Raw genomic sequence first — 23,809 nt, forward strand, 5'->3', positions numbered from 1 at the left:
TTTTTTTTAATTTCATTACGATGCTCTTGTTTGGCTATTTCTCTGCGCCTGATGGTGATCAGCTGGCAAAATTTCCGGGAGATATGCTTATATCATTTACCTGTGCTAATAGTGATGGATTTTGGGTTGACAGCAGTAGAGCTATATCTGTCGCTCTAGGGGTGCCGATTTGTATTGTCGGGACTCTCTTCTATTTGAAATTTGGAAAATATACTAGGGAGGAGATGCAGTCCAGCCGAAATGGCTCTAGTGTGATTACTGGTGGCCTCCTCGCTTCGGTCGCTCTAATTCTTCTGGCATTTTCATATTTCCCTTGTAACTCGTTCTATCAAGGGTTTTCTTTGCGTAATGGGATATTTCCACACCAAATGGGGTACGCATTGCGGGGAGTCTTGAGTGGGAGTCAGCTTGTTTTTGATATGTTATATTCTCTAGTATTCTGTGGGATATCATACTGCATGGCTCTTGTTATTAAAATTAAGACCTCCAAGCCTTGCTAGCTTGATGCTTGGTTGGAGTTGTTTTCTGATCAACGCTAGATGGTAATTTCTCGATTGAAGGTTTGCGCGATTTAAATTATTTAAATAACGGAGGGATTCTACGTGCCGCAGACTCAACAGGACAAAGATGTTCAAGATTACAAACTGGAAGTCACAAAGATAGAGCAGGAAACTCTTCAAAAGGCGAAGGAGCTTGCTTCTGAGGCTGAGCTAAGCGATTCCGAGCGATATAAAAAAACAGCTGAGCTAATGGCTTATGACCTTCGGGCGAAAGAAGCCCTAGCTGAACGTTATGCTGAAAAGTCCCTTTTAGCAGGGAGTGTGGATAGTGCCAATGCATTTAAGGCGACCGCTAAGGCTGTCGGAGATATTGCGGCGGGCGTGGAAAGTAAGATCACGAGCAACATGGATGCAGCCCAATTTAAAAGCATATTTGGGGAGATAGGAAGTAAGATGCCGCTGGGAGAGGCAATTACTATTTATCAGCTTGGCAAGGCTGTTGGCGACGAAAACTGGAATGAGGTCGGGAAACAGTCAACTTCTTTGCTTTATGCAACCCTAGGTGGCGTGGTGGCTGTAGGGATTGTAGCGACTCTTCCAATATCAGGTACGGCCCTGGCAATCACTTCGGTTATAGCTGGAATTGCTGGGGCTATATATGGAGACGATGTCGGGGGAAGAATTTGGGATACTGTTAGCCAGTATTTCACTTCCGCCAATAGCTTTGTCCTTAGAGCTGACCCTTTAGTTCTTGATCTCGACGGCGACGGTATTGAAACCGTTGACTCAACTGCAGGAATAACATTTGACTTTGATGGCGACGGGTTAAAAACCGGTACTGGCTGGGCTGCTAAAGACGACGGATTCCTTGCTTTGGATCGTAACGGCGATGGAAAAATAGACAATGGTGCTGAACTTTTTGGAGTGGACTTCCTCAAATCCAATGGCCAAAAAGCTACAAATGGGTTTGATGCTCTCAAGGACTTGGACTCCAATGGCGATGGTGTTTTTGATGCCAATGACACCCAGTTCGCGAATGTACGTGTATGGCAAGATCTGAATCAGGACGGAGTCAGTCAGGTCAACGAACTGAAGTCGCTCGCCGATCACCACATCACTTCCATCAATCTCACGGCAACTGCCAGCAATCAAAACAGCAACGGCAACATTATCAGTGCCATTGGTAGTTTTGTGCGGGACGACGGTTCGATTGGCGCGGTCAACGGAAATCAAAGCATCGCCGGCAATCTGGATCTTGCGTCTAACCCCTTCTATCGAGAGTTCACTGATCATCTACCACTAGATGAGGCGGCCAAAGCTCTCCCGGACATGAAAGGGTCCGGGGCAGTGCGGGATCTGCGTGAAGCCAGTATGCAAAATTCTGCGCTCAAAGGAGTGCTAGCTGAATATGCCGGTGCTCAAACCCGAGAGCAGCAGATGGCTTTGCTCGATAGCCTGCTGAGTGAGTGGGCTGGTAGCTCGAATTATCGGACCTTCGAGCAACGGGTCAGCGATCTGTCTACCGGTGTCATGACTGTAGACTTCGAATGGTCGTGGGAGCAGGACTTGGGGTTCTCAGGTGGGGGCAGTGGTGCCTCTTCCGGGAGTATCGATCCGGGCTCGATCAGTAGTGGTCCAACCACCGCTCAGCTTCAGCAGAAAACTCTGCTTGAGCGCGTGCGTCTTCTGGAAGTATTCAACGCGCAGAATTTTTTCAACTTCACTAAGGAAGAGAACGGCAGTGGTGGTTTGAGCCGCTTAGGTGTCAAGTCCGGCGCATCACTGACGAACATCTCGGGTAGCGCGATCAGCAACAACGGTGGGACCCAGAGCGGTGGTGCATCCATCGCCTCTCACTGGACGTTAACCGAGAAAAACCTGGTGCTGAACGAAGGCCAGGCGAACTTCATCAATCAGGCCTATGAGTCCTTGAGAGAGTCCATCTACAACGGACTGCTGCTCCAGACCCGCCTGCGGCCTTACGTCGAGGCAATAGGTGTCACCCTTGACGAAAACGGCCTTGGCCTTGATTTCAGTAAAGTGGCCACACTGTTCCAAACCACCTTCGACAACAACCACGTCAACGGCGCGACTGATCTCTTGGAGTTCGTTACTCAGCAAATGGCTGGCAGGGCCATTACTGAGCTGAATCCTCTCGTCGAACGTTTTGTGACCAGCCTGAGTTCGGATGAGATTACAAAGATTAATGCGCTAGGAATTGGGCTACAGCTAGGTGCGGCCGGTAATCAGAGTCTGTCGGGCAAAGATAAGCAAGACTACCTATTTGGCCTTGATGGGAATGACGCGCTGTACGGGGGGGCTGGAAATGACTTCCTGGCTGGTGGAACAGGGAACGATACGCTTCGCGGGGAAGCTGGCAACGACACCCTGATCGGTGGCGCGGGTAACGACTACCTGAGTGGTGATGCCGGTAGCGACGTCTACCGCTTCGAGCGCGGCTGGGGACAGGACACGGTCTACAACTACGACACCAATACCAGTACCAGTAAGGTCGATGCCATCGAGTTTGCGGCCAACATCGCGGCCAGTGACATTGTGGTAACGCGCTTTGGCGACGATCTGATCTTGCGCCTGAAAGGCAGTACGGACCAGATCACGGTGCAGAGCTACTTCAACGGTGACGCAGCCGGTAGCTATCGCCTGGAAGAAGTGCGCTTCGCCGACGGCACGGCCTGGAACATTGCTCAGGTCAAAGCCCTGGTGCAGCAGGGCACCGATGGCAACGACATCCTCTATGGCTATGCCGTTGCCGACACCATCAGTGGTGGTGCCGGTAACGACACCATCAATGGCTACGGCGGCGACGATGACCTGGATGGCGGTGTCGGTAACGACACGCTGTACGGTGGCGCTGGGCAAGATGTGCTAAAGGGTGGTCTGGGCAACGACACGCTCTACGGAGACGACGGCAACGACCAACTGCTGGGCAATGAAGGTGATGACCGCATCTTCGGTGCCAACGGCAACGACACCCTGATCGGTGGTGCGGGCAACGACTATCTGAGTGGTGATGCCGGTAGCGACGTGTACCGCTTCGAGCGTGGCTGGGGACAGGACACGGTCTACAACTACGACACCAGCACTAGTAAGGTCGATGCCATCGAGTTTGGGGCCGACATCGCGGCCAGTGACATCATGGTAACGCGCTTTGGCGACTACCTGATCCTGCGTCTGAAAGACAGCACGGACCAGATCACGGTGCAGAGCTACTTCAACGGTGACGCAGCCGGTAGCTATCGCCTGGAAGAAGTGCGCTTCGCCGATGGCACGGCCTGGAACATTGCTCAGGTCAAAGCCCTGGCGCAGCAGGGCACCGATGGCAACGACATCCTCTACGGCTATGCCGTTGCCGACACCATCAGTGGTGGTGCCGGTAACGACACTATCAATGGCTACGGCGGTGACGATGACCTGGATGGCGGTGTCGGTAACGACACGCTGTACGGTGGCGCTGGGCAAGATGTGCTGAAGGGTGGTCTGGGCAACGACGCCCTGTACGGTGAGGATGGTAACGACATCCTGATCGGTGGCGTGGGCAACGACTACCTGAGTGGTGATGCCGGTAGCGACGTGTACCGCTTCGAGCGCGGCTGGGGACAGGACACGGTCTACAACTACGACACCAGCACTAGTAAGGTCGATGCCATCGAGTTTGGTGCCGACATTGCGGTCAGTGACGTCGCGGTAACCCGTTCCGGTGACCACCTGATCCTGAGCCTGAAAGGCAGTACGGACCAGATCACGGTGCAGAGCTACTTCAACGGTGACGCAGCCGGTAGCTATCGCCTGGAAGAAGTGCGCTTCGCCGACGGCACGGCCTGGAACATTGCTCAGGTCAAAGCCCTGGTGCAGCAGGGCACCGATGGCAACGACATCCTCTACGGCTATGCCGTTGCCGACACCATCAGTGGAGGTGCCGGTAACGATACCATCAATGGCTACGGCGGCGACGATGACCTGGATGGCGGTGTCGGTAACGACACGCTGTACGGTGGCGCCGGGCAAGATGTGCTGAAGGGTGGTCTGGGCAACGACACTCTGTACGGTGAGGATGGTAACGACACCCTGATCGGCGGTGCGGGTAACGACTACCTCTCCGGGGGTGTTGGTAGCGACGTGTACCGCTTCGAGCGCGGCTGGGGACAGGACACCGTCTACAACTACGACACCAGCACTAGTAAGGTCGATGCCATCGAGTTTGGTGCCGACATCGCAGCCAGTGACATCGTGGCAACGCGCTCTGGCGACGACCTGATCTTGCGTCTGAAAGACAGTACGGACCAGATCACGGTGCAGAGCTATTTCAACGGTGACGCAGCCGGTAGCTATCGCCTGGAAGAAGTGCGCTTCGCCGACGGCACGGCCTGGAACATTGCTCAGGTCAAAGCCCTGGTGCAGCAGGGCACCGATGGCAACGACATCCTCTACGGCTATGCCGTTGCCGACACCATCAGTGGTGGTGCCGGTAACGACACCATCAATGGCTACGGCGGCGACGATGACCTGGATGGCGGTGTCGGTAACGACACGCTGTACGGTGGCGCTGGGCAAGATGTGCTAAAGGGTGGTCTGGGCAACGACACGCTCTACGGAGACGACGGCAACGACCAACTGCTGGGCAATGAAGGTGATGACCGCATCTTCGGTGCCAACGGCAACGACACCCTGATCGGTGGTGCGGGCAACGACTATCTGAGTGGTGATGCCGGTAGCGACGTGTACCGCTTCGAGCGTGGCTGGGGACAGGACACGGTCTACAACTACGACACCAGCACTAGTAAGGTCGATGCCATCGAGTTTGGGGCCGACATCGCGGCCAGTGACATCATGGTAACGCGCTTTGGCGACTACCTGATCCTGCGTCTGAAAGACAGCACGGACCAGATCACGGTGCAGAGCTACTTCAACGGTGACGCAGCCGGTAGCTATCGCCTGGAAGAAGTGCGCTTCGCCGATGGCACGGCCTGGAACATTGCTCAGGTCAAAGCCCTGGCGCAGCAGGGCACCGATGGCAACGACATCCTCTACGGCTATGCCGTTGCCGACACCATCAGTGGTGGTGCCGGTAACGACACTATCAATGGCTACGGCGGTGACGATGACCTGGATGGCGGTGTCGGTAACGACACGCTGTACGGTGGCGCTGGGCAAGATGTGCTGAAGGGTGGTCTGGGCAACGACACTCTGTACGGTGAGGATGGTAACGACACCCTGATCGGCGGTGCGGGTAACGACTACCTCTCCGGGGGTGTTGGTAGCGACGTGTACCTCTTCGAGCGAGGCGCCGGCCAAGACACAGTCTACAACTACCATACCGATACCAATTCCCTAGATCAGTTGGTATTCGCTGATGGGATAAATTCCGATCAGCTCTGGTTCCGCCAGAGCGGTAGCAATCTTGAAGTCAGCGTGATTGGTACTAGCGACAAGGTGACGGTATCCAGCTGGTATTCCGGCAGCACCTACCGCCTTGGCCAGATCGCTACTGCAGATGGCAAGACGCTTCTGGAAGGTCAGGTTCAAAACCTAGTCAATGCAATGGCAGCGTTTGGTGTACCTACAGGGGGCGAGTCGAATCTGACGACAGATCAGCGACAACAGTTGGAGGTGGTGATCGCTGCGAACTGGCAATAGTTCGCGCAGATTGTTCGTGGAATAGGCAAGGCCCCGAATGGGGCCTTGCTCATTACTTGACGTCACCAGTGTCATCCCTGCCGCCAAAACGTCCCTTCGGCCTAGAGGGAGGGGTGGACTGTCCCGCACTGAGTGGACAGTGACTTACGGTGGAAAATGTCCACCGCAAGGAGTGTTCATGACCCAGACCAGACGACGTTTTCCCGAATCCTTCAAACGCGATGCGGTAGACTAGGTGCATGCCGGCACGCCGCCCCCACTCGACGCTGGGCTATCTCAGTCCGATAGAGTTTGAGCGGCGCTATGCGAGCAGTAACTCTTAACTACCTGTCCACCAGTTCTGGGACAGACCAACCTTCCTCTATCTGCGACTCAATCCCAGAGCCCCGAAAGAGCCCGTGTCGGATTGAGCCTCACCGCATCCTGCAGGTGATCCGGCGATAGGTGTGCATAGCGCATCGTCATTGCCAGTGACGTATGCCCCAGGATCTTCTGCAGCGTCAGGATATTCCCGCCATTCATCATGAAGTGCGACGCGAAGGTGTGGCGCAGCACGTGGGATGCTTGGCCGGCGGGAAGGGCGATGCAGGTCTTGATGGTCTGATCGAAGCTGTTACGGCAGTTCGAGAAAGCGCCGTGCCGTGCGAAGTGATCCTGCAGGGCGACCTCGAGGACGCTATCGATAGGCACCGACCGAGCCCGCTTCGACTTCGTGTTCACGAAGGTCACGCAACCGCCGCGCACACGTCCAGGAACAAGCCCCTCAGCCTCTCCCCAGCGTGCTCCTGTCGCCAGGCAGACCCTTGCCACCATTTCCACGTGCGGCGTCTTACAGCGCTTCCTGATGGCTTCAAACAGCGTGCGGATCTGTTCCTCAGCCAACCAGGTCAATTCCCGCTCCTGGAGCTTGAGCAACTTCACCCGCAGCAGCGGATTCGCGTAGTCGATCTCGCCCAACTGATGCAGCTCGTTGTACACCGCCCGCAGATAGCCCAGGCGGTTGTTCAACGTCTTGCCATGCGCGCCCGAGGCCAGTTGCTGCGCCCGGTACTCCGTGTATTGGTTGCCTGTCAGTTGCAGCGCTACCGGATCCCCCAGGTCATCTGCCAGCTGCAGCAACAGCCGCGCGCGATTCTCGCCATCGCTCAGCGCATGACCATGCAGAATACGCCAGCGCTCGACTAACTCGGACAGTCGCCGCCGATCCTTGGGCTGTGGGTTCCATTCCGGGTTCTGCGCCAGGCGCTGACGCATTAGGGCTTCGAAGCGTTGCGCTTCTGCTTTAGTCTTAAATTGCCTCCGGAAGCGCTTTCCTTTGATAGGTTCGACATCGACCAGCCAGCGCCCATTCTCCATGTGCTCGATCCCCATATCCACCTCCGCAAAACGACATAGGGAGCACATGCACGCCACGAAATCAAAATCTCGCCCTTACTGTGCTTCGCTGTGCAGAAAGCGTGCAGTGGATGGTGATTTAACTCCGGAGCTTTCTATCTCGGGAAACAGCTCACTGTAGATATACAGGTCGCGCTTGAACCTTGTTCTGCTTCTGGCACTACAGCCGTGAAGACTAACTGTATCAAGTATAAAGCTTCCAAGGCTTATTAGGAGAGATAGCAAAAAACTTAGGATGAATATTCCTCCTGCTAGAATGCTGGCGGAGAGCGTTATGAAACCGATGTTCTTGATGTTGCTAAGATCAGAGAGGTTGAAGGCTTCAGGGTTCGTAAGCAAACTCTGCCCGGCAAAAGTTAGTAGGCCGCCAAGTATTGGAAGGAGAAAAAGTATCAGCGTTCTGGGTACTTTCGCCACATACCTAAGTAAGCGTGTGTCCAAGCCGGAAAGAAGTCTCTCCTGCCGAGAGATTTGTCCTTCTATTCTTTCAAACTCGGCGGCGAGGAGTGGATAGCTTGTAGGTGGTAAGGCAATTTCTCTGGCCAACCAAGCGCGGCGACATTCCGAGTCATCAAGAATGATACCTTGCTTACTAGGTGGTGGGAGCCTGGCTCTTCGGATTTTTTCGGCAGTCTGTTCTTCGTCGTGAGCTACCTTCAGCGCTAAGGCTATTACTTCGGATATGTATAGCAGAAAAAGGGCCGTAAATGAGAGGGCGAGATTGCCTTTTATGAATAGATAAATGCCTGTGCAATAAAGTGATGGAACACATGCCGCAAGGCTTACCGACGACCAAAATTTTTTGCTTTTGAGAGAGCGCTTGTTTAAGTGGTTTTCAAAGATGTTATTGTACTGTTTTGCGATTCTTTTTAGTTCTGTGTATTGAATGTTCCTTTTCATTGAAATCCTTTTTCACGTTTGATTGCGCATGTCAAAGCTTTTATGTTGCTTTGCATGGGATTAAACATGGGTGAGCTTGGGGCTAGATAGGCGATTCCCTGTTCAAGAGTTTGAGGACTTGGTGTATCGAACCTTGAGTTTCTCGCAGTTCTAGAATTACATTGTCTGTTGCATCGCGAGCTCTTCTCTTGGCTTTGTTGAGTTCGGAAATTAGTCGTGGCATTCTCTCAAAGTTGTCGCGAAAGCTTATAGCGCCGTCGAGGACTTCGGTAATAGATTTGAATAGGTTATCTAAGGAGGTTTTTAGTTTATTGTGTTCAATTTCTTCGTTAACTTCAAATGTTAGCGAAATTGCTTAGCTTAAAGCATGGAAAGCTGCTGTTCTTGTCTCCTTCAATATCTTGGTTTGATATTCGACAGTATCACTATAGCGATGCATGTTATCACTGGTTAATTTGAATATTTTTCTAGCTTTAGCGATTCTTGCATTTTCCTCGAGTAAGCTTGTCTCGCGCATTTCCTCCGTTCTGCGCCTAAGTTGGTCTGAGTAGCTTATTGTTGCGGCTGAGACTGTTTCTACAGCTGCCGAGTTTGTAGCCATGTTGCTGTCGTATATGTCGATGTAGTCAAAGTATCCAAAGTCTACTTCGTCATGCATTTCCGTGGTTTCTGTATTGCGGCTTGCATCTGTATTGGGAATGGCATTTGCCCATTTCTGGGCCGCTTTACTCAGGTGAGTTCTAACCACGGACTCAAATGAATCTAAGCTATCGAATGAGAAATAGTATCCACCTTTCTCAATAAGCCCTCTTCTAAACTCCTGGATCTTAGCAATTTGACTAGGGTCTATTTGAGATGGAGGGATTGGTTGATCTTTGAAGTAGATCATTAGGTCGATATCTTCGTTTTTTTCTGAGAACCTTTTGTAAGCTCGCTCAAATTCCTCGACAGTGCCTGAGCTGGCTTCTTGTGTTGGTGTGCCGAAACGTCCCCAGAAAATTGCGATAAAAATATCGTAATCGTCACCAATCTGTTTGTTGATCACGTCTTGGGGATATTCTCCAAAGGCTGGAGTTGTATCTGTCTCCCAACGTAATAGATCTAATCTAAGATTTAGCGTTCTGCTCCAAGTCTTATTGAGCTCTAATATTATTTCCTCTAGAACTTGTCTTTCATCCTTTACATCTCCAGGGGATGCCACAAATACGCTGATGACTTTTTCATTTCTTGGCATATTTAGTTCCTTTAAGTACGCGCCACCAGTTCTTGGATTCTGCAGCTGTTTGACTTCTTTGTTTGCCCTGCTGAGAGCCCTATTCTTTACTAAACCAACGCTGTGCTGCCTTTTTGGTCAGCATTACCCCGCGCTGGGTGCCTGCAATTTTTTATCAGCCTCGTCGTAGTCTGGGCTCGTTTGCCCAATTGAAGGAGCAAGCTTGCCGGTCACTAACCAGTAGGCATATTCGGGAAAAGCTTCTGCGATAGCAGCAATGTCATCCTCGTTTGCTCGTCGCCTACCGTTCCGAAGCGAGTACCAGTTACTCCTGTCGATTCCTGTGAGCTTTTCTAGCTCCGTAGCACTGAGCCCTTTTTTATCCCAAATAGCTATAAGCCGCGCTCTAATCATTCAACAATCGTCTTTAAAGTGTACATAAGTTCCTTGAACTATATTCAAGCAACTAGTACCTTGATCTTGCCTTGAAGATAGTTCAAGGAACCTTTGCAGAAGATCATAGTGCAGGAATGTGCATGGAAGTGGAAGAACTCAAGCCCGAGCAATTCGTGAACTGCCCACCTCTGATGCCGTGGCGCCAGTTCGCTATCTGGATCCGCATGGAAGACGACCAAGACCGCGTGCGCGGTTGGATCGACAAGGGCTATCTGCCCACGGTTCGCCTCGGTCGCCATCGCATGGTCAACGTCGCTTTGGTGGTCAAGCACCTGCTTGAGCAGGAGGACTGACGATGAAGAGCGGGTTTCTCTGGATCAGCAAGGAGATGGCAGCATGCTCAATTACTTGTTCGTGACCGCCGCTCTCGCAATGGTGTTAGGCCTGGCTTTCGAAGCCCTGCGCCCTGTTGAAGAGACCTTCGTATTCCATATTGTCATCAGCACCCTGCGGGCTTTGCTGCTCTGGGTCATCCCCTCGGTAGCGCTTGCCACCCTGTTCTATGGCGCCTACTGGCTCGCAACAGAGGGGAGGGGGCTATGAGAGATGCAGATACTCTCGTACTACCTGTATCGCCCACACGCACCGGGCTGCGACTGCTCTGTGTGCTTTGTCACAAGGCTGGGGCCCGTATTGCCCAACCAGTCTGTGTGCGCCGACTGCCAGCCCCCTGGGCGCCCTTATCTGCTCGATGGCCGCTGGTTCTGCCATCGCCGTTCCTTTTGCGCGAAGCACGACCCAAGTCGCTGACCGCCGAAGTACTGGCACGTTGTGTACGACAGTGGCAAGCCGACGCCCTTCGTCCCCATCCGCGACCCCTTCGAGCTGGAGGGCTGAGTCATGACCTCTAACTCGGTGCCGCACCTGATCGTCTGGCTGCTGCTCATTGCATACGCGCTGGTGGTGGGCCGTTACCACGCTCGCCACACCGTCCGCGCCTGGGCTGACCCGGTCAAGGGCCGCCGCACCGGCTTGTCCGAACATGCCTTACCGCTCGGACAAACGGAGCGCCGGGCGAAGCGAACCCTTGACCGCGCGCCACCCTGAACAGCCTGACGGCGGGTGTGCCGGGGGCTCTGCACCCGGCGCACCTGCCACCCGGCGAGGGCGGGGATGACAAGGGGCAGCGCCCCTTTGTGTTGACCTGATCCGCAGCCCGCACCACCGAAACCAACGAGCACCAACACCCCCGCTGAATGAACGGCAAACCAGCCGCATTGCAGCAGCGGGCCAACTCACGCCCGAAAAAGGGCGAGACAGGAGAAACACCATGCAATTCGAACTCACTGCGCTGTGCCTCAACGTCAAGAAAATCACCGTCGAAGGCCGCACCTACTGCTCCGCGATTATTGCCCGCGAACCCATGACCGAACAGGAGCGCCTGCAGAACCGTGGCTACCTCGTTCAGAAGGTCACGGCGGAGCCCTCCGTTTTCGACCAGATCACCGACCTCGATAAGCCGGGGCAACGCAAGTTCATCGCCACCCTCGTCAACGCCGCTGGCGGCAAGAGCCAGCCGCATCTGCTCGGCGTTGTACCCATGCCATCGAACAGCAAGGCCGCCGCGTAAATGACAGGAGTAGTTGCCATTCAGGTCTGCACCGGCTGGGCGTCCACGGCGGACGGCCTCATGCAGTGCCAGCACCTCGAATGGCAACAGGCCTACCTCATTCCGCCGGAGGCCGCAGGTTACGTCGACCTGCTGGTCAACGGCGGCTTCTCCCCGGAAGCCTTCGGCATCGGTGCCGCTGGCGTCCTGGGAGCCTTCGTGACGGGGCTTTTGACTGGCTGGGTCGCGTCACTTCTTCGTAAAGCCAGATAGAGAGGAAACACCATGAAAGGCATGAAGCAACAGATCGCCCAGTTCAACCCGATCCGCTCGTTCCGCAACCTGTGCATCGCCGGGGCCGTTACTGCCGCCAGCGCCGCGCCGGCCTTCGCCATCGACACCAGCGCGGTGGAATCGGCCATCGACACCGGCAAGACCAACATGGAAACCATCGGCACCGCCGTTGTGGGCGCCCTGGTCATCCTGGCGGTAGCCGGCCTGATCTACAGCATGCTGCGCAAGGCGTAACCCGTGCTCTGGTCGGTGTGGTTGGGGGCGTTCTTCGCCGGGGCCTTCATCACCGGGTACCGCTGCGGCGAATTCTTCTAACCCCACTCACCTTGTAGCCGGACCTGGACCCCGCTTCGGCGGGGTTCTTTTTCCCTGGAGACTGCCATGTCTCGTCTCGTAGCCGCCGCGCTGTTTCTGCTGCTCCTGATCAGCCGCACCAGTCTTGCGGAGTCCTATTACTGGAAGCCATTGGAGGCCGGGGGGAGTGTTAAATATCCCGACATCTTCTCCGCCTGCCAGGACTCGACTGCACGCTGGAATGCCGCGCACCCGGACATGCCGACAGGCACTTACACCAAGTTCGTGATGCTCTCCGCCGAACAGGCCAACTGCCGTGGGCGTAGCAGCGCCTCCCCTGACTTTTCCCTGGGCCTGGTTGTTCGCGGCGGCAACGGCTGCGATGAAGGGACCGAATACGACGCCCAGACCGGCGCCTGCAAAGCGCCCCCACGTGATTGCACCGGGACCCAGGGCGAACCGTTCCCCGCCAAGGGCCCGGACTCACCCGTCATCAGCTCCGGTGGCCGCAACTACATCGCCGACAGCGGCGCCCCCACCGCCTGCTACGAACAATGCCCGTACGCCAGCGAAACGGGGCGTTCCACGAGCTGCTACTTCGTCAAAGGCTCCACCACCCAGGGCTTCTGCAATTACATCCTGAATGGCACCGGGGAGAACTGCCCCGCCGACGCCTACCAGTTTTCCGAGACCGGCGACCAACTCAACCCGCCGACCGACCCAGCCGACCCCTCCGTACCGCCCTCCGATCCCAATGACCCCGGCTGCCCGGAGGGGTGGGCATGGTCTGGAACCACCTGCGTCAAAGCCGACCCCTCCAACCCAGGCGATGGCAGTGGCGATGGCAGCGGCGAGGGCGACGGTGATGGCAGCTCAGGCGGCGGCAATCCCGGCGGTGGCGATGGCTCCGGCTCGGGTGATGGCGACGGCTCCGGCACAGGCGACGGCGATGGAACCGGTAACGGCGATGGCTCCGGCAATGGCAACGGAGACGGCGAAGGCGAAGGCGAAGGCCAATGTGACCCCGCCAAAGACCTCAACGGCTGCCAGGGCCAAGGCCCCTCCGGCACCCTGAGCGAGCCCGAGGCCGGTAGCTGGGACGAGGCCAACCAGGAATGGGACCAGAAGATTCAGGACGCCAAGAAAGAACTCAAGGACGCGGTCAAGGGCAGCATCGACCAGCTCAAGGGCGCCTTCGATCTCCAGCTCTCTACCGGCGGCGGCCAACTGCCCTGTGAGGCCATCAACGTCTGGGGAAAATCCTACCGCCTGTGCGTCGCCGACTACTCCTCCCAACTCTCCTACCTGCGTCTGGCGCTGCTGCTCATGGCTGCGCTGATCGCAGCGTTCATCATCCTGAAGGAGTGACTTATGGAATGGCTCTCCGGCTTTCTGGACCAGATCATCGGCTTCTTCCAGTGGATCTGGGACTTCTTCGCTCAAGGCATCTACGACTTCGTCAAAGACGGCTTGGTGGTGGTGACCAAGGCCATCATCTACAGCACCCTGCAAACCTTCATCCTGCTGCTCGAAGTCAGCTTCACCGTAGCGCGCGAGCTGATCGATGGCCTGGGCATCCCCGCGATGGTGAGGGGCATGTACGCCGCGCTCCCGACCCCCATTGCGGCGGGCCTGGCGTTCTTCGGCATTCCCCAGGCGCTCAACATCATCATGACCGCTGCCGCCACCCGCTTCTGCATGCGCTTCGTGCCGATCATCGGGAGGTGAAGCATGTCCATCAAGATTCACCACGGCCCCAACGGCTCGTACAAAACCTCCGGCGCCATACAGGACGATGCCGTCCCGGCCCTCAAGGAAGGCCGCGTCATCATCACCAACGTGCGCGGCTTCACCCTGGAGCGGGCCTATACGGTCTTCCCGGACCTGCCCAACACCGCTGAAATCATCAACCTCGATCTCGAATCGCTGGCCGACCTCGAACGCATGCGCACCTGGTTCCAGTGGGCACCGCGGGGCGCGTTCCTGATCTTCGACGAAACCCAACTGCTGTTTCCCAAGTCCTGGCGCGAGAAGGACCTGGAGAAATTCGACCTCCCCGGCGGTCCCGAGGCCGCCCATGAGGCGGACAGACCGATGGGCTGGCTGGATGCCTGGACCCGCCACCGGCATTTCAACTGGGACATCGTCCTCACCACCCCCAACATCAGCTACATCCGCGACGACATCCGCATGACCTGCGAGATGGCCTACCGGCATTCCAACCTCGCCGTGATCGGCATCCCGGGTCGCTACAAGGAGGCCCAGCATGACGCCCAGCTCAACCGGCCACCCGCCGATGGCACCATCATCGAATACAAGCGAATCCGAAAGCAGACCTTCGCCCTCTACCAGTCCACCGCCACCGGCAAGACCCAGGACACCAAGGCCGGCAAAAGCCTGCTCCGGTCGCCTAAGCTGGTTCTTCTACTGGCACTGCTGGCCGGTTCTGTTGGCTATGTCATCGTTAATTGGCCTGGCAGCCTCTTCCGCCCTGAGCCTGCTGCGGCCACTGCCGAGCCTGTGCCTGTTGCTGACGCGCCCACTGAGCAAGGCCCTGCTGTGGCTCCTGCGGCGCGTCCTGCTGCGACTGGGCTTCTTCCTGCTGGTTTTCTACCTGCTGGGGCAACTGGTGCGACTGCTGACCTGAGCGCCCATCCGTTTGCCGATCGACGCATCAGCATCCTCGCCCACGCCTATCGACCCTCCAGGGGCGACCTCTACCTGTTCGCCCTGGATGACCCCGAAGGCCGCCATCTGGAACTGACCAGTTGGCAACTGATCGGCTCCGGCTACCACGTCACCGCCAAGGGCGAATGCGTGGCCGAACTGGCCTACGAAAAGTGGAAGCAGACCGTCACCTGTGGCGGCAAACAGGCCCTGAACCTGGCCAACACGATACCAACCGCACTACCGAGCGCCACCCTCACCGCGCCTGCCAGCGCCCCGCCCGCAGCACCTGGCGCGCTGACCATCGTGCCCGATACCGAATACGCCTCACGCCCCTGGAGGAACGCCAAATGACCCTGCACGGCCTGATCAACGCCCTTGGGCTGCTCGTACTCGCCTACGCCCTGGGATTTCTCACCGCCCTGCAGGTGATGCAGCCGGTGGCGGCGTTTCCGTTTTGAGTCGGCGCCGCGCCTCCGGCCGGGAGCGTAAGGCACGAGCGGTAGGCAGGAGGCGCGGCAGACGACCCTGTAGCACGTCTTTAAACAGTTTCTGCATCGACACACACGAACACACGAAGGCATCAACCATGAAGGCACCCAAAGATCTGATCCGCATTCATTTCGACGATTCGGGCAATTTTGAAGAGTCAGCAACGGGGCGTTTCTTCCTGGACCCGGGTAATGGATCCTCCGTCGACCTTTCAGGCGTGCGGATCCTCGGCTGTCATGTCGATACGGTTCGTCAGTTGTATACCGGCGTGATTCGTCCAGAGGTATTCGCACTGTTCGAGTCAACCGAACTGGTGAGATTCGCTGGCCTGCAATGGCACCCCGGACGGGTAGGGCGGGACTCTGGCTATCAGTTCAAGCTGCAGAACGCAGATACCGGCCTGGTCCTGTTGATCAAGAACTACAACGTCAAAGCTGAATCACCTGGTCCTCACTTGAAGATTGAGGTCAGTCCACACCTGATCGAGCAGCATTCGCCAGCCAACCTGCAGGTGATGCTCAATGACCTGGCTCGCGAGATCCTCGTAGCGGTTGAGCCCAGGCAATGCGCAGTTCATCTGGCAGTAGATTTCCAGGGATGGACTCCCCCTGCCAGCCTCGTCAGTCGCATGCGCTGCAAGTCCCGCAACGTGCGCCAGTTCGATGGCATCGGCGCTGTGGTCTTTGATGAACTGGCCGCGACCTACGGCAGAGGCCAGTCCTTCCTGTTTGGTTCGGCCTCCGCCATGCAGTGCGCGCTGTACAACAAGACCCGCCAGGCCAAAGCGGTGGACAAGCTGGATTACTGGGAAAGCCGCTGGCAGGACCAGGACAATCCCTTTGATGTGGATCCGTCCAACTACGACCCACAACAGGAGGTTTACCGTCTGGAGTTCCGCTTTCATCATTCCGTGATCGAGCAGTTTGCCCAAGGATCCTGTGATGCCTCTGGCGCAGTTCTGGGATCCACCACCTTTGCCGAACTGGCCGAGCACCTGCAGGGACTCTTCGAGTACGGTCTGGATAACTTCCGGCTGCTGCATCGACCGGGCTACGTGGACCCTCTATGGACATTGTTGCGCAGCGACGCGCGGTTCCTCGGCCCAGTCGACCGCTTCTTCTACCGTCGCTACTACAAGACGGCACGGGGCTTCTCGGGAAAGAACATAGAGCTGATGCTGGGCAACGCCATCACGCTCTTTGCGCGCAATCGCATGGACTTTCTGTCCTGCTGGGCCGCGCTTAAGTCGTTGCCGGTGTTCCCGTTGATCGAGGAGTACTACCGGGAGAAAGGCAGATCCACGACCTGGCTGAAGAAGCACCTGGCTAAAAAGTTGGAGGAGAGGTATGTCCGATACGGTATGGCTGCCTGAGCCTGGCTTGGTTGCTATACGGTCTAAATTTGGACTAACCTGCAGCTTTAATCCTGGCTGGTTCGCCGGGACATTGTAAGGAGGTTCAACCATGCGGGTTGAAACGATCAGCTACCTGAAGCGGCATGCTGCGGATCTGGAGCTGGACGAGCCGATGGTCGTCACGCAGAACGGCGTACCGACAATGGTGGTGGAGTCCTACGCAGAGCGTAAGCGCCGTGATCAGGCGATAGCCCTGGTCAAGCTGCTGGCGATGGGATCGCGCGAGTACACTGAAGGTAAGCATTGCTCTGCTGATGAGCTGAAGGCCCGTCTGGCCAAAAGACGCACTCAGCAGTAACTGCCCAATGACAATCCTCGATGTCCGTTTCACCGAGACAGCAGTCTTCAGTATTCAGGATCAGGAAGAGCACCTGGCCGAGTACCATCCTGCCGAGGTGGCTGCAGCCAAGATCGATACGTTGATCGATGACATTCTGACCAGGCTGCAGAATGCCCCTGTCGGCTACCCGGTCAGCCGCCAGGCGAGCGACCTGGGTGTCACTCGTTACCGTGAGCTTAATCACGACGGATACCGTGTGTTCTACGAAGTGTATGAGCACGACAATGCGATTGCAGTCGAGCTGGTCCTGCGGCAGAAACAGGACGTGGAAGCGGCTCTGATCCGCTATTGCCTGGTCGGCATCTGAGCCGGAATCAGGTGTCGAAAAAGTGTCGAAAACGCAGTGGGAAACAGTGGTTAAGAGTGCTAGGCGTGCTTCGTAACTGATTGATAGTGAAGGGAATGTGCAGACGTGTGCACATTTTTGAAGGGTTCAAATCCCTATCTCTCCGCCATTACATATGGCCGAAACCCCTGAAATGCTTAGCGTTTCAGGGGTTCTGTCTTTTCTGGGCGGTACTTTTCGAAGTGGCACTGTTCGAGCCTCAGGCACGGTGTTCCATGCGTACGACCTGTAGTCCGTATTGTTGAGGTCGATGATTCGAAACACTTCATCGAAAGCATGACCGCTTCGTCCCTTTTCACCGCATTGCAGCAGCAATGATCTCGAGTCCAGCCCGGTGCTGGGCTTTCCTTCAATCATCCGCAATATCCGTCCATTTTCTCTCGATTCGTCTGAGTCGGGTTTGCCTGGTACTGCTGTCGCCAGAACTGGCATGGCGCGCTGTTGAAGCGTTTTTGCTGCTCTGATTTCTCGATTTGACGGTTCTGCTGTTCCTGTATGGCCTGCTGGCGTTGCAGGTACTGCTGGAACATTTCTTCGTTGCTGCGCGATGGAGGGGGTGTGGTGGGTGCCGCGACGGGCGGAGCGGTTGTGCGCGTGGCCATGAAGGGTGGGATGTCGCGCCAGATCAGCCAGGCCGTAGCGGCCACGGCCATGCTGCCGAGCCAGATGCCGATGGCGACTGCGAAGGTGAGTTTCCAGAAGCTGGGGGTGTAAGACGTCTGAGGCATGGTGCGCGGCTTGTCGTGGGCAGGCGCCACTGATACCCCATCGTCACGGTTCTGGAAAGAGGCGAGCCCGCGACGCCGGGGCGCGTCGCGGGCAATGGCTCATTTCTGCGTCTGGTCGAAGGCTTCCATCGCACGCAGGGAGTAGACGTAGGCAGCACCAGCGTTCATGGCGATCGCGGTGGCCAGGGCCTGGGCGACTTCGGCTTCGGTTGCGCCCGCCCGGCGGGCGGCCTCTGCATGAACCCCTATGCAGCCGTCGCAGCGGGTGGTGATGGCGACGGCCATCGAGATCAGTTCACGGGTCTTGGCGTCCAGCGCATCGCCGTCTGCAGCCGCTGTTTCCAGCGCCTGGTAAGCAGTGATCATCTTTGGATGTTTCTTGCCCAGGGCGCCGAAAGCCTTTTTCACGGCGGGGATGTATTCGGACCAGTTGTTCAGCATGGTGCTTCTCCTTGGAGGCCGGGATGAGGTTGTGTGGCCTTGAAGCTTAGTCTGCGTCAGGATGTTGGGACTGACTTGTTCATTCCGCTCAGCTTTTTGATCGAATCGCTCGAATGACCGCACTGGACCGATTAATCGCCCTGGCCGGGCTGCGGGGCACGCTGGACCTGCGTTGCCAGCTACAAGGCGCCTGGACTTTGGAGCACGCTGCTGCCGACGCCGGGTTGGCGTCCTACCATCTGCTTCTTGAGGGGGAGTGCTGGCTCGAGCTCGCTGGAGGCGTGCGGCAACGATTGCGCGCGGGGGATATCCTGCTGCTGCCCCGCGGCAGCGCCCATGCGCTGCATGGCGTGACGCCGGGCGTGGTGCTCGGCGCTCCGGCTTCCACGAGTGATGGCAGCCTGCCGGTGATACGTGGCGGCGAAGGTATCGGAGCCCTGGACATGCTTTGCGGCAGCTTCCATTACCAGCCGGAGGCGAGCCTGATGAGCGCGCTTCCGGAGCAGATACTGGTTTCCTTTTCAGAGGCCGGCGACTCGGCGCAAGGTGCTTTGCCTGCGCTGGTGGCCTTGTTGCGCAGCGAGGCCGAGGGTGGCCTGGAGGGCGCGCAGACGCTGGTGAATACTTTGTCCGGCGCACTCTTCACGCTCGTGCTGCGGGCTTATCTGGCCGTCGAGAATCAGCCGCGCGGGGCGTTGGCGTTGCTGGCGGATCGGCGCCTCGGACCGGTGTGGTCCGCTGTGCTCGCCGATCTGGCGCGGAACTGGAGCGTGGAGGAGCTTGCAGCCTGCGCGGCGATGTCGCGGGCGACCTTCAGCCGCACATTCGAGCGGCTGGCCGGCGGTCCACCCGGGACGATGCTGGCGCGCCTGCGCATGGAGCGTGCGCGCGAGCTGCTGCGCAGTTCGAGCCTGGACCTGACGGCCATCGCGCTGGAAGTCGGTTACCAGTCGCAGGCGGCGTTCAGTCGTGCTTTCCACCAGGTCTTCGGTGATGCGCCAGGGCGTTTCCGCAGAGGGGAGAGTCAGTAGGCCTCGATGATTTCGTAGCGCTGCAGGTTGCGGCCCTGGCCGACTTCCAGTTCGTCGCCGGGATGATGGTGTAGCAAGGCGCCTCCCAGCGGAGCGCGGCTGGTGATGACCAGAACCTCGCGGCCATCCTGCTGCACCTTCAGGCCCGCGGCGTCGGGACCGAGAAATACCCAGAGCTGTTCGCCACTATCGTTGGCGAGTTCCACCAGCGCGCTGACCTGGATACCGGATTCAATGTCGAAATCGCGCAGTTGCAGGCTCTCATACCGCGATAGCGCCAGGCGGATTTCCTCGACCCGGCGTGATTGACCGACAGCCAGATAGGCTGCTTCCAGGCCGAGCGTGTCGTACTTGTTCTCGGCGACGTTCTCTTCGTGGGTCGCGGTTTCGTGAGCCGTGTTGGCGGCGCGGATGGCGATCTCCAGATCTTCCGCGAGCCGGGCAAGAATGCGTTGATAGACCTGCTGCTTGTTCATTGCGAGGGTGTAGTCGATCGGGCGGCCTATCCTAGTGGCTTTGCCGCGATGAGGCGATAGGTCTTGTTGAAGGAGTATGTTCGTCTCGTGTTTTTTGAACATTGAGTGGTATATTTGCTTTAAATGCACGAGATGAGAGGAGGTCGCCATGAGCGCACTCTTGCGTGAAAGCCCTGCCGCGGATGCCGTTCTGGCCAAGGCGGTTCTCACTGCCCGCGAACACCTGGCGATGACCCAGCAGGAGCTGGCGGCCATTGTCGGTGTGGATCGCAGCGCTGTCAGCCGCTGGAAGCAGGGCGGCTTGCGGGTGGACAGCAAGACCGGTGAACTGGCGTTGCTGCTGGTACGCATCTATCGGGCCCTGTTCGCCCTGTTCGGCGGCAATCTTGAAGACATGCGCCATTTCCTGCGTACCGAGAACCGACATCTGGGCGGTGTTCCACTGCAACTTATGGAGCGGGTGCAGGGGCTGGTAACGGTGATCGAGTACCTCGATGCCATTCGGGGCAAGGTTTGAATGGAAGGTGCCGAGATCTGGGCGAGGCACGAGCAGGACGCCGTCGTAGGGCCGATTCGCGGCCGCCTCGTGCGGCTGGTGGAAAGCCAGGGGCAGGTGGCCACCCTGCAACTGGTGGATACCCTTGAGGAGCAGGCGCTGCTGGAGGAGTTGCTGGAAACCAGCAAACCCCGCGTGCCGCCGTCCGCCGAGAGCCTGCACTATCTGCTGAAAACGCCGTTTCGCTACCCCCCGCTGCGCTGGGGCTCGCGCTTTGGCCGGCGCCATGAGCCGAGTCTGTTCTATGCGGCACTCAAGCTGGAGACGGCGATGGCCGAGTCGGCCTATTACCGCTTCGTTCTCTGGGAGGGCATGAGCGCGCCGCCGCCCAGCGGCCGGATTCTCTCCGAACATGCGTCGTTCGAGGCGCGCTTCCAGGTACAGCGTGGCGTGCGCCTGCAATTGCCGCCCTTCAGCGAGTACGAGGCCGAGCTTTGCGACCCGGCGGACTACCGGGTTACCCAGGGCCTGGGCAGTTCAATGCGGGAAGCCGGGGTCGAGGCGTTCGAGTACCGCTCTGCGCGCTGCCCCCAGCGCGGGGTGAACGTGGCGTTGTACGCACCCTCGGCGTTCATGGAGAAGCGCCCGCGCAACCTGGCGCCCTGGCTGTGCGAGACCACCGCAGAGTATGTGGCATTCAAGCACGGACAGGTGCCGGACACGCCGCGCGTGTTCACGCGCGAGCGATATCTGGTGGACGGGCGGCTGCCGTACCCGGCCTGACCGTCCGTCGTTCCGCGGCATCCTGTCACGGGGGGCGGTGTAAGGTTCCGGATGGTCACGCAGGGAGTGCAACCGTGGACATACGGATAGCCATCCATCCCAGCGATAGTCGTCGCTGGCGGGTTTACCTGAACCAGTTCTTCTTCGATTGCGGCAGCCGCAGCGCGGCTGAACGCATTTTCGCCCGGGCCTGCGCCGCAGAGCGGCAGGCCGCTCCGCTGCCTAATCCACCCAAGGCCGGACTCACCGGGCGGCTCGCGCGCCGGCGAGTCGAGTGGGTATGAGCAAGCGTCTCGCATCGGCAGGGCGGCTGCGCCTGTCTGTATTCATTCCCGCGCGCGCCTCGCCCGGATAGCCGGGCCTCTTCCTGCCTGCTTGCCGCGGTTTCTCACTGTCTGCCCTGAAACAGGGCGGTCCGCTGCCGTCTGGCGTGCACTTGTGCACAATGCTGATGCGCGCTGTCAACCCCTTGCAACATTGCACTTCGCCACTGTCTCCTTTCTCTTGCGTTTTTTAAGTTATTGAAAAATAAAGAAAATTTTGATTGGTGAAAAAATCACCAATCTGTCATGCGCCCACGTTCCACCGGGGGTGGGGCGTGTTTTCATCACGTTTCCCACAAAGTTATCCACAGCTTCTGTGGATTGTCCCGAGCGCTTGCTCTGGGGCTGCGTTCCAGGGCCTTCGGATACCGCCAAGCGCCCCGGCCTGGGCGACTGTTAGTATTGCGCGATCGATTTTTCCGCTTTGGAGTACTGCATGTCCCTCGACCTCTCCGCCCTGTTGCTCGGTGCGCTCGTCGGTCTGTTGCCTATGGCGGCGCTCGCCTGGCGTCTGCAATCGCAGCGCGCTGTCATGGAGCAGGAGGCGAGCCTGCTACGCGAGCGTCTGGCCAATGCGCAGCTGATGCAGGATGGGTTATCGGCTCAGGCTGACGCGGACCGCGAGGCATTCCAGCGCCTGAGTGCTCGGCATGCTGAGCTGTCTGCCGAGGCCGCGGCGTTGCGCCGGGAGGTCGAGCTGGCCCGGCAGGAGCGCGAGCGGCTGGGGGCGGCCGAGCAGGATTTGCAGGCAGAGCGTGCCGACAAGGAGGCCGAACTGCGTCGGCTGTCCGCCGAGCACGCGGCGCTTTCTGCCGAACTGCGAGAACAGCAGGACAACCACCAGCAGCGCCTGGGTGACTTGCAGGCGGCGCGGGACGAGTTGCGCGCGCAGTTCGCCGAGCTGGCCGGCAGGATCTTCGACGAGCGCGAGCAGCGTTTCGCCGAGTCCAGCCAGCAGCGCCTGGGACAATTGCTCGATCCGCTGAAGGAGCGCATCCAGTCCTTCGAGAAACGGGTGGAAGAAAGCTACCAGCAGGAGGCCCGCGAGCGCTTCTCGCTGAGCAAGGAGCTGGAGCGTTTGCAGCAACTCAATCTGCGCCTGGGCGAGGAGGCCACCAATCTGACCCGTGCGCTCAAGGGGCAGAAGACTCAGGGCAACTGGGGCGAACTGGTGCTCGAACGGGTGCTCGAACATGCCGGTCTGGAGAAGGGCCGCGAATACGAAACCCAGGTCAGCCTGCGGGCTCCCGACGGTGAGCGTTTCCAGCCCGATGTGCTGATCCGCCTGCCCGGCGACAAGCAGGTGGTGGTAGACGCCAAGGTCAGCCTGACGGCGTACCAGCAGTTCGTTTCCAGCGACGACGAGATGATCCGCCAGCAGGCCCTCAAGCAGCACGTACTGTCGCTGCGCAATCATGTGAAGGGGCTTTCCGGCAAGGATTACCGACGCCTGGAGGGCCTGCACAGTCTGGATTTCGTCCTGCTGTTCATGCCGGTGGAAGCGGCCTTCTCGGCGGCACTGCAGGCTGAGCCGAACCTGTTCCAGGAAGCCTTCGAACGCAACATCGTGATCGTCAGCCCGACCACGCTGCTGGCGACACTGCGGGTGATCGACAGTCTTTGGCGCCAGGAGCGGCAGAACCAGAATGCTCGCGAAATCGCTGAGCGCGCTGGCGCGTTGTACGACAAGTTCGTGCTGTTCGTGCAGGACCTCGAGGAGATGGGCACCCGCCTGCAACAACTGGACAAGGCCTACGCGGCTGCGCGCAACAAGCTCAGCGAGGGACGCGGCAACCTGATCAGCCGCGCTGAGCAGGTTAAGCTGCTGGGCGCGCGAGCGAGCAAGAGCCTGCCGACGGATTGGCTGGAGCGTGCCTTGAGCGACGATTCGCAGATGGTGGGGGAAGGGGAGTAGCTGGTGCTGCAGGCGCGATGGTGTGCCTGGCCATTGCTTGCGATACCTCTCAGCAGGGTTGCGCGCCGCTCGATGGAGATCGCTGCGCGCCGCCCACCACA

Annotated in this window: 25 protein-coding genes and 1 pseudogene; 19 read left to right on the plus strand and 7 right to left on the minus strand. The window is 58.1% G+C overall.

The genetic code is table 11. The annotated features are described in order from the left end of the window. Positions 1-602: 602 nt before the first annotated feature. Positions 603-6,155: a calcium-binding protein gene (locus OU419_RS08625; RefSeq protein ID WP_268173308.1), complete on the plus strand. Its 5,553-nt coding sequence runs from the start codon at positions 603-605 to the stop codon at positions 6,153-6,155. Positions 6,156-6,527: 372 nt separating this feature from the next. On the opposite strand, the gene OU419_RS08630 is transcribed toward OU419_RS08625, so the two are convergent. From OU419_RS08630 to OU419_RS08645, 4 genes are all read right to left on the minus strand, one after another. After that, positions 6,528-7,526, minus strand: a complete 999-nt coding sequence (locus OU419_RS08630; protein WP_254476826.1) for a phage integrase — start codon at positions 7,524-7,526, stop codon at positions 6,528-6,530. A gap of 60 nt (positions 7,527-7,586) precedes the next feature. Further along, positions 7,587-8,450 carry a hypothetical protein gene (locus OU419_RS08635; protein WP_254476827.1) on the minus strand — a complete coding sequence of 288 codons (864 nt, stop codon included), beginning with the start codon at positions 8,448-8,450 and terminating at the stop codon, positions 7,587-7,589. Between the two features lie 355 nt (positions 8,451-8,805). Beyond that, positions 8,806-9,684, minus strand: coding sequence for a DUF4062 domain-containing protein (locus OU419_RS08640; protein ID WP_254476828.1), 879 nt, complete (start codon positions 9,682-9,684; stop codon positions 8,806-8,808). Between the two features lie 123 nt (positions 9,685-9,807). Continuing rightward, the gene (locus OU419_RS08645; protein WP_254476829.1) at positions 9,808-10,077 is read right to left on the minus strand and encodes a helix-turn-helix domain-containing protein; all 270 of its coding nucleotides are present in this window, start codon (positions 10,075-10,077) and stop codon (positions 9,808-9,810) included. A gap of 122 nt (positions 10,078-10,199) precedes the next feature. Here OU419_RS08645 and OU419_RS08650 point away from each other — a divergent pair, with 122 nt between their 5' ends. From OU419_RS08650 to OU419_RS08710, 13 genes and pseudogenes are all read left to right on the plus strand, one after another. Beyond that, positions 10,200-10,412, plus strand: coding sequence for a DNA-binding protein (locus tag OU419_RS08650; RefSeq protein ID WP_254476830.1), 213 nt, complete (start codon positions 10,200-10,202; stop codon positions 10,410-10,412). 43 nt (positions 10,413-10,455) lie between these two features. Then, positions 10,456-10,662 carry a hypothetical protein gene (locus OU419_RS08655; RefSeq protein ID WP_254476831.1) on the plus strand — a complete coding sequence of 69 codons (207 nt, stop codon included), beginning with the start codon at positions 10,456-10,458 and terminating at the stop codon, positions 10,660-10,662. 3 nt (positions 10,663-10,665) lie between these two features. Further along, positions 10,666-10,956 (plus strand): annotated as a pseudogene (gene pflM / locus OU419_RS08660) (lysogeny maintenance protein PflM). Between the two features lie 3 nt (positions 10,957-10,959). Further along, positions 10,960-11,166: a hypothetical protein gene (locus OU419_RS08665; RefSeq protein ID WP_254476832.1), complete on the plus strand. Its 207-nt coding sequence runs from the start codon at positions 10,960-10,962 to the stop codon at positions 11,164-11,166. A 223-nt stretch (positions 11,167-11,389) separates the two neighbouring features. Further along, positions 11,390-11,689 carry a hypothetical protein gene (locus tag OU419_RS08670; protein WP_254476833.1) on the plus strand — a complete coding sequence of 100 codons (300 nt, stop codon included), beginning with the start codon at positions 11,390-11,392 and terminating at the stop codon, positions 11,687-11,689. After that, a complete protein-coding gene (locus OU419_RS08675) occupies positions 11,690-11,941 on the plus strand; it encodes a hypothetical protein (protein WP_254476834.1) in 252 nt (83 codons plus the stop codon). Between the two features lie 12 nt (positions 11,942-11,953). Further along, positions 11,954-12,196 carry a major capsid protein gene (locus OU419_RS08680; RefSeq protein ID WP_254476843.1) on the plus strand — a complete coding sequence of 81 codons (243 nt, stop codon included), beginning with the start codon at positions 11,954-11,956 and terminating at the stop codon, positions 12,194-12,196. A gap of 147 nt (positions 12,197-12,343) precedes the next feature. Then, positions 12,344-13,624, plus strand: coding sequence for an attachment protein (locus OU419_RS08685; protein WP_268173309.1), 1,281 nt, complete (start codon positions 12,344-12,346; stop codon positions 13,622-13,624). Positions 13,625-13,627: 3 nt separating this feature from the next. Continuing rightward, positions 13,628-13,984: a DUF2523 family protein gene (locus OU419_RS08690; RefSeq protein ID WP_254476845.1), complete on the plus strand. Its 357-nt coding sequence runs from the start codon at positions 13,628-13,630 to the stop codon at positions 13,982-13,984. 3 nt (positions 13,985-13,987) lie between these two features. After that, complete coding sequence (locus OU419_RS08695; RefSeq protein ID WP_268173310.1) at positions 13,988-15,277, plus strand: zonular occludens toxin domain-containing protein; 1,290 nt, start codon at positions 13,988-13,990, stop codon at positions 15,275-15,277. A 235-nt stretch (positions 15,278-15,512) separates the two neighbouring features. Continuing rightward, a complete protein-coding gene (locus tag OU419_RS08700) occupies positions 15,513-16,787 on the plus strand; it encodes a hypothetical protein (protein ID WP_254476671.1) in 1,275 nt (424 codons plus the stop codon). 91 nt (positions 16,788-16,878) lie between these two features. Beyond that, positions 16,879-17,127, plus strand: a complete 249-nt coding sequence (locus OU419_RS08705) for a type II toxin-antitoxin system Phd/YefM family antitoxin (RefSeq protein ID WP_254476672.1) — start codon at positions 16,879-16,881, stop codon at positions 17,125-17,127. 7 nt (positions 17,128-17,134) lie between these two features. Continuing rightward, the gene (locus OU419_RS08710; RefSeq protein ID WP_254476673.1) at positions 17,135-17,476 is read left to right on the plus strand and encodes a type II toxin-antitoxin system RelE/ParE family toxin; all 342 of its coding nucleotides are present in this window, start codon (positions 17,135-17,137) and stop codon (positions 17,474-17,476) included. Between the two features lie 392 nt (positions 17,477-17,868). On the opposite strand, the gene OU419_RS08715 is transcribed toward OU419_RS08710, so the two are convergent. Beyond that, entirely contained in the window at positions 17,869-18,273 is a 405-nt protein-coding gene (locus OU419_RS08715) for a hypothetical protein (RefSeq protein WP_254476674.1), read from the minus strand. A 69-nt stretch (positions 18,274-18,342) separates the two neighbouring features. Then, positions 18,343-18,684 (minus strand): carboxymuconolactone decarboxylase family protein, encoded by a 342-nt coding sequence (locus OU419_RS08720; RefSeq protein WP_254476675.1) that lies wholly within the window; start codon positions 18,682-18,684, stop codon positions 18,343-18,345. 113 nt (positions 18,685-18,797) lie between these two features. Here OU419_RS08720 and OU419_RS08725 point away from each other — a divergent pair, with 113 nt between their 5' ends. Continuing rightward, positions 18,798-19,715, plus strand: coding sequence for an AraC family transcriptional regulator (locus tag OU419_RS08725; protein WP_254476676.1), 918 nt, complete (start codon positions 18,798-18,800; stop codon positions 19,713-19,715). Here the strand turns inward: OU419_RS08725 and OU419_RS08730 are convergent. Further along, positions 19,709-20,191 (minus strand): GreA/GreB family elongation factor, encoded by a 483-nt coding sequence (locus tag OU419_RS08730; protein ID WP_254476741.1) that lies wholly within the window; start codon positions 20,189-20,191, stop codon positions 19,709-19,711. The two genes, OU419_RS08725 and OU419_RS08730, sit on opposite strands and share 7 nt — an antisense overlap. A 148-nt stretch (positions 20,192-20,339) precedes the next feature. Between OU419_RS08730 and OU419_RS08735 the strand changes: the two genes are divergently transcribed. The 4 genes from OU419_RS08735 (at position 20,340) to rmuC (ending at position 23,708) form a co-directional block, all read left to right on the plus strand. After that, positions 20,340-20,708, plus strand: coding sequence for an MbcA/ParS/Xre antitoxin family protein (locus OU419_RS08735; RefSeq protein WP_254476677.1), 369 nt, complete (start codon positions 20,340-20,342; stop codon positions 20,706-20,708). After that, entirely contained in the window at positions 20,709-21,470 is a 762-nt protein-coding gene (locus OU419_RS08740; RefSeq protein ID WP_254476678.1) for an RES family NAD+ phosphorylase, read from the plus strand. Positions 21,471-21,544: 74 nt separating this feature from the next. After that, positions 21,545-21,754: a hypothetical protein gene (locus OU419_RS08745; RefSeq protein ID WP_254476679.1), complete on the plus strand. Its 210-nt coding sequence runs from the start codon at positions 21,545-21,547 to the stop codon at positions 21,752-21,754. Between the two features lie 589 nt (positions 21,755-22,343). After that, the gene (gene rmuC, locus OU419_RS08750) at positions 22,344-23,708 is read left to right on the plus strand and encodes a DNA recombination protein RmuC (RefSeq protein WP_254476742.1); all 1,365 of its coding nucleotides are present in this window, start codon (positions 22,344-22,346) and stop codon (positions 23,706-23,708) included. Positions 23,709-23,809: the final 101 nt, after the last annotated feature.

The sequence above is a fragment of the Pseudomonas triclosanedens genome (assembly GCF_026686735.1).
Lineage (GTDB): Bacteria > Pseudomonadota > Gammaproteobacteria > Pseudomonadales > Pseudomonadaceae > Pseudomonas > Pseudomonas triclosanedens.

What these genes read in the sequence shown, in the direction of transcription:
- OU419_RS08630 (WP_254476826.1), bottom strand. Translation starts at nt 7,526, where the DNA reads ATGGGGATCGAGCACATGGAGAATGGGCGCTGGCTGGTCGATGTCGAA.
- OU419_RS08635 (WP_254476827.1), bottom strand. Translation starts at nt 8,450, where the DNA reads ATGAAAAGGAACATTCAATACACAGAACTAAAAAGAATCGCAAAACAG.
- OU419_RS08640 (WP_254476828.1), bottom strand. Translation starts at nt 9,684, where the DNA reads ATGCCAAGAAATGAAAAAGTCATCAGCGTATTTGTGGCATCCCCTGGA.
- OU419_RS08645 (WP_254476829.1), bottom strand. Translation starts at nt 10,077, where the DNA reads ATGATTAGAGCGCGGCTTATAGCTATTTGGGATAAAAAAGGGCTCAGT.
- OU419_RS08650 (WP_254476830.1), top strand. Translation starts at nt 10,200, where the DNA reads ATGGAAGTGGAAGAACTCAAGCCCGAGCAATTCGTGAACTGCCCACCT.
- OU419_RS08655 (WP_254476831.1), top strand. Translation starts at nt 10,456, where the DNA reads ATGCTCAATTACTTGTTCGTGACCGCCGCTCTCGCAATGGTGTTAGGC.
- OU419_RS08665 (WP_254476832.1), top strand. Translation starts at nt 10,960, where the DNA reads ATGACCTCTAACTCGGTGCCGCACCTGATCGTCTGGCTGCTGCTCATT.
- OU419_RS08670 (WP_254476833.1), top strand. Translation starts at nt 11,390, where the DNA reads ATGCAATTCGAACTCACTGCGCTGTGCCTCAACGTCAAGAAAATCACC.
- OU419_RS08675 (WP_254476834.1), top strand. Translation starts at nt 11,690, where the DNA reads ATGACAGGAGTAGTTGCCATTCAGGTCTGCACCGGCTGGGCGTCCACG.
- OU419_RS08680 (WP_254476843.1), top strand. Translation starts at nt 11,954, where the DNA reads ATGAAAGGCATGAAGCAACAGATCGCCCAGTTCAACCCGATCCGCTCG.
- OU419_RS08685 (WP_268173309.1), top strand. Translation starts at nt 12,344, where the DNA reads ATGTCTCGTCTCGTAGCCGCCGCGCTGTTTCTGCTGCTCCTGATCAGC.
- OU419_RS08690 (WP_254476845.1), top strand. Translation starts at nt 13,628, where the DNA reads ATGGAATGGCTCTCCGGCTTTCTGGACCAGATCATCGGCTTCTTCCAG.
- OU419_RS08695 (WP_268173310.1), top strand. Translation starts at nt 13,988, where the DNA reads ATGTCCATCAAGATTCACCACGGCCCCAACGGCTCGTACAAAACCTCC.
- OU419_RS08700 (WP_254476671.1), top strand. Translation starts at nt 15,513, where the DNA reads ATGAAGGCACCCAAAGATCTGATCCGCATTCATTTCGACGATTCGGGC.
- OU419_RS08705 (WP_254476672.1), top strand. Translation starts at nt 16,879, where the DNA reads ATGCGGGTTGAAACGATCAGCTACCTGAAGCGGCATGCTGCGGATCTG.
- OU419_RS08710 (WP_254476673.1), top strand. Translation starts at nt 17,135, where the DNA reads ATGACAATCCTCGATGTCCGTTTCACCGAGACAGCAGTCTTCAGTATT.
- OU419_RS08720 (WP_254476675.1), bottom strand. Translation starts at nt 18,684, where the DNA reads ATGCTGAACAACTGGTCCGAATACATCCCCGCCGTGAAAAAGGCTTTC.
- OU419_RS08725 (WP_254476676.1), top strand. Translation starts at nt 18,798, where the DNA reads ATGACCGCACTGGACCGATTAATCGCCCTGGCCGGGCTGCGGGGCACG.
- OU419_RS08730 (WP_254476741.1), bottom strand. Translation starts at nt 20,191, where the DNA reads ATGAACAAGCAGCAGGTCTATCAACGCATTCTTGCCCGGCTCGCGGAA.
- OU419_RS08735 (WP_254476677.1), top strand. Translation starts at nt 20,340, where the DNA reads ATGAGCGCACTCTTGCGTGAAAGCCCTGCCGCGGATGCCGTTCTGGCC.
- OU419_RS08740 (WP_254476678.1), top strand. Translation starts at nt 20,709, where the DNA reads ATGGAAGGTGCCGAGATCTGGGCGAGGCACGAGCAGGACGCCGTCGTA.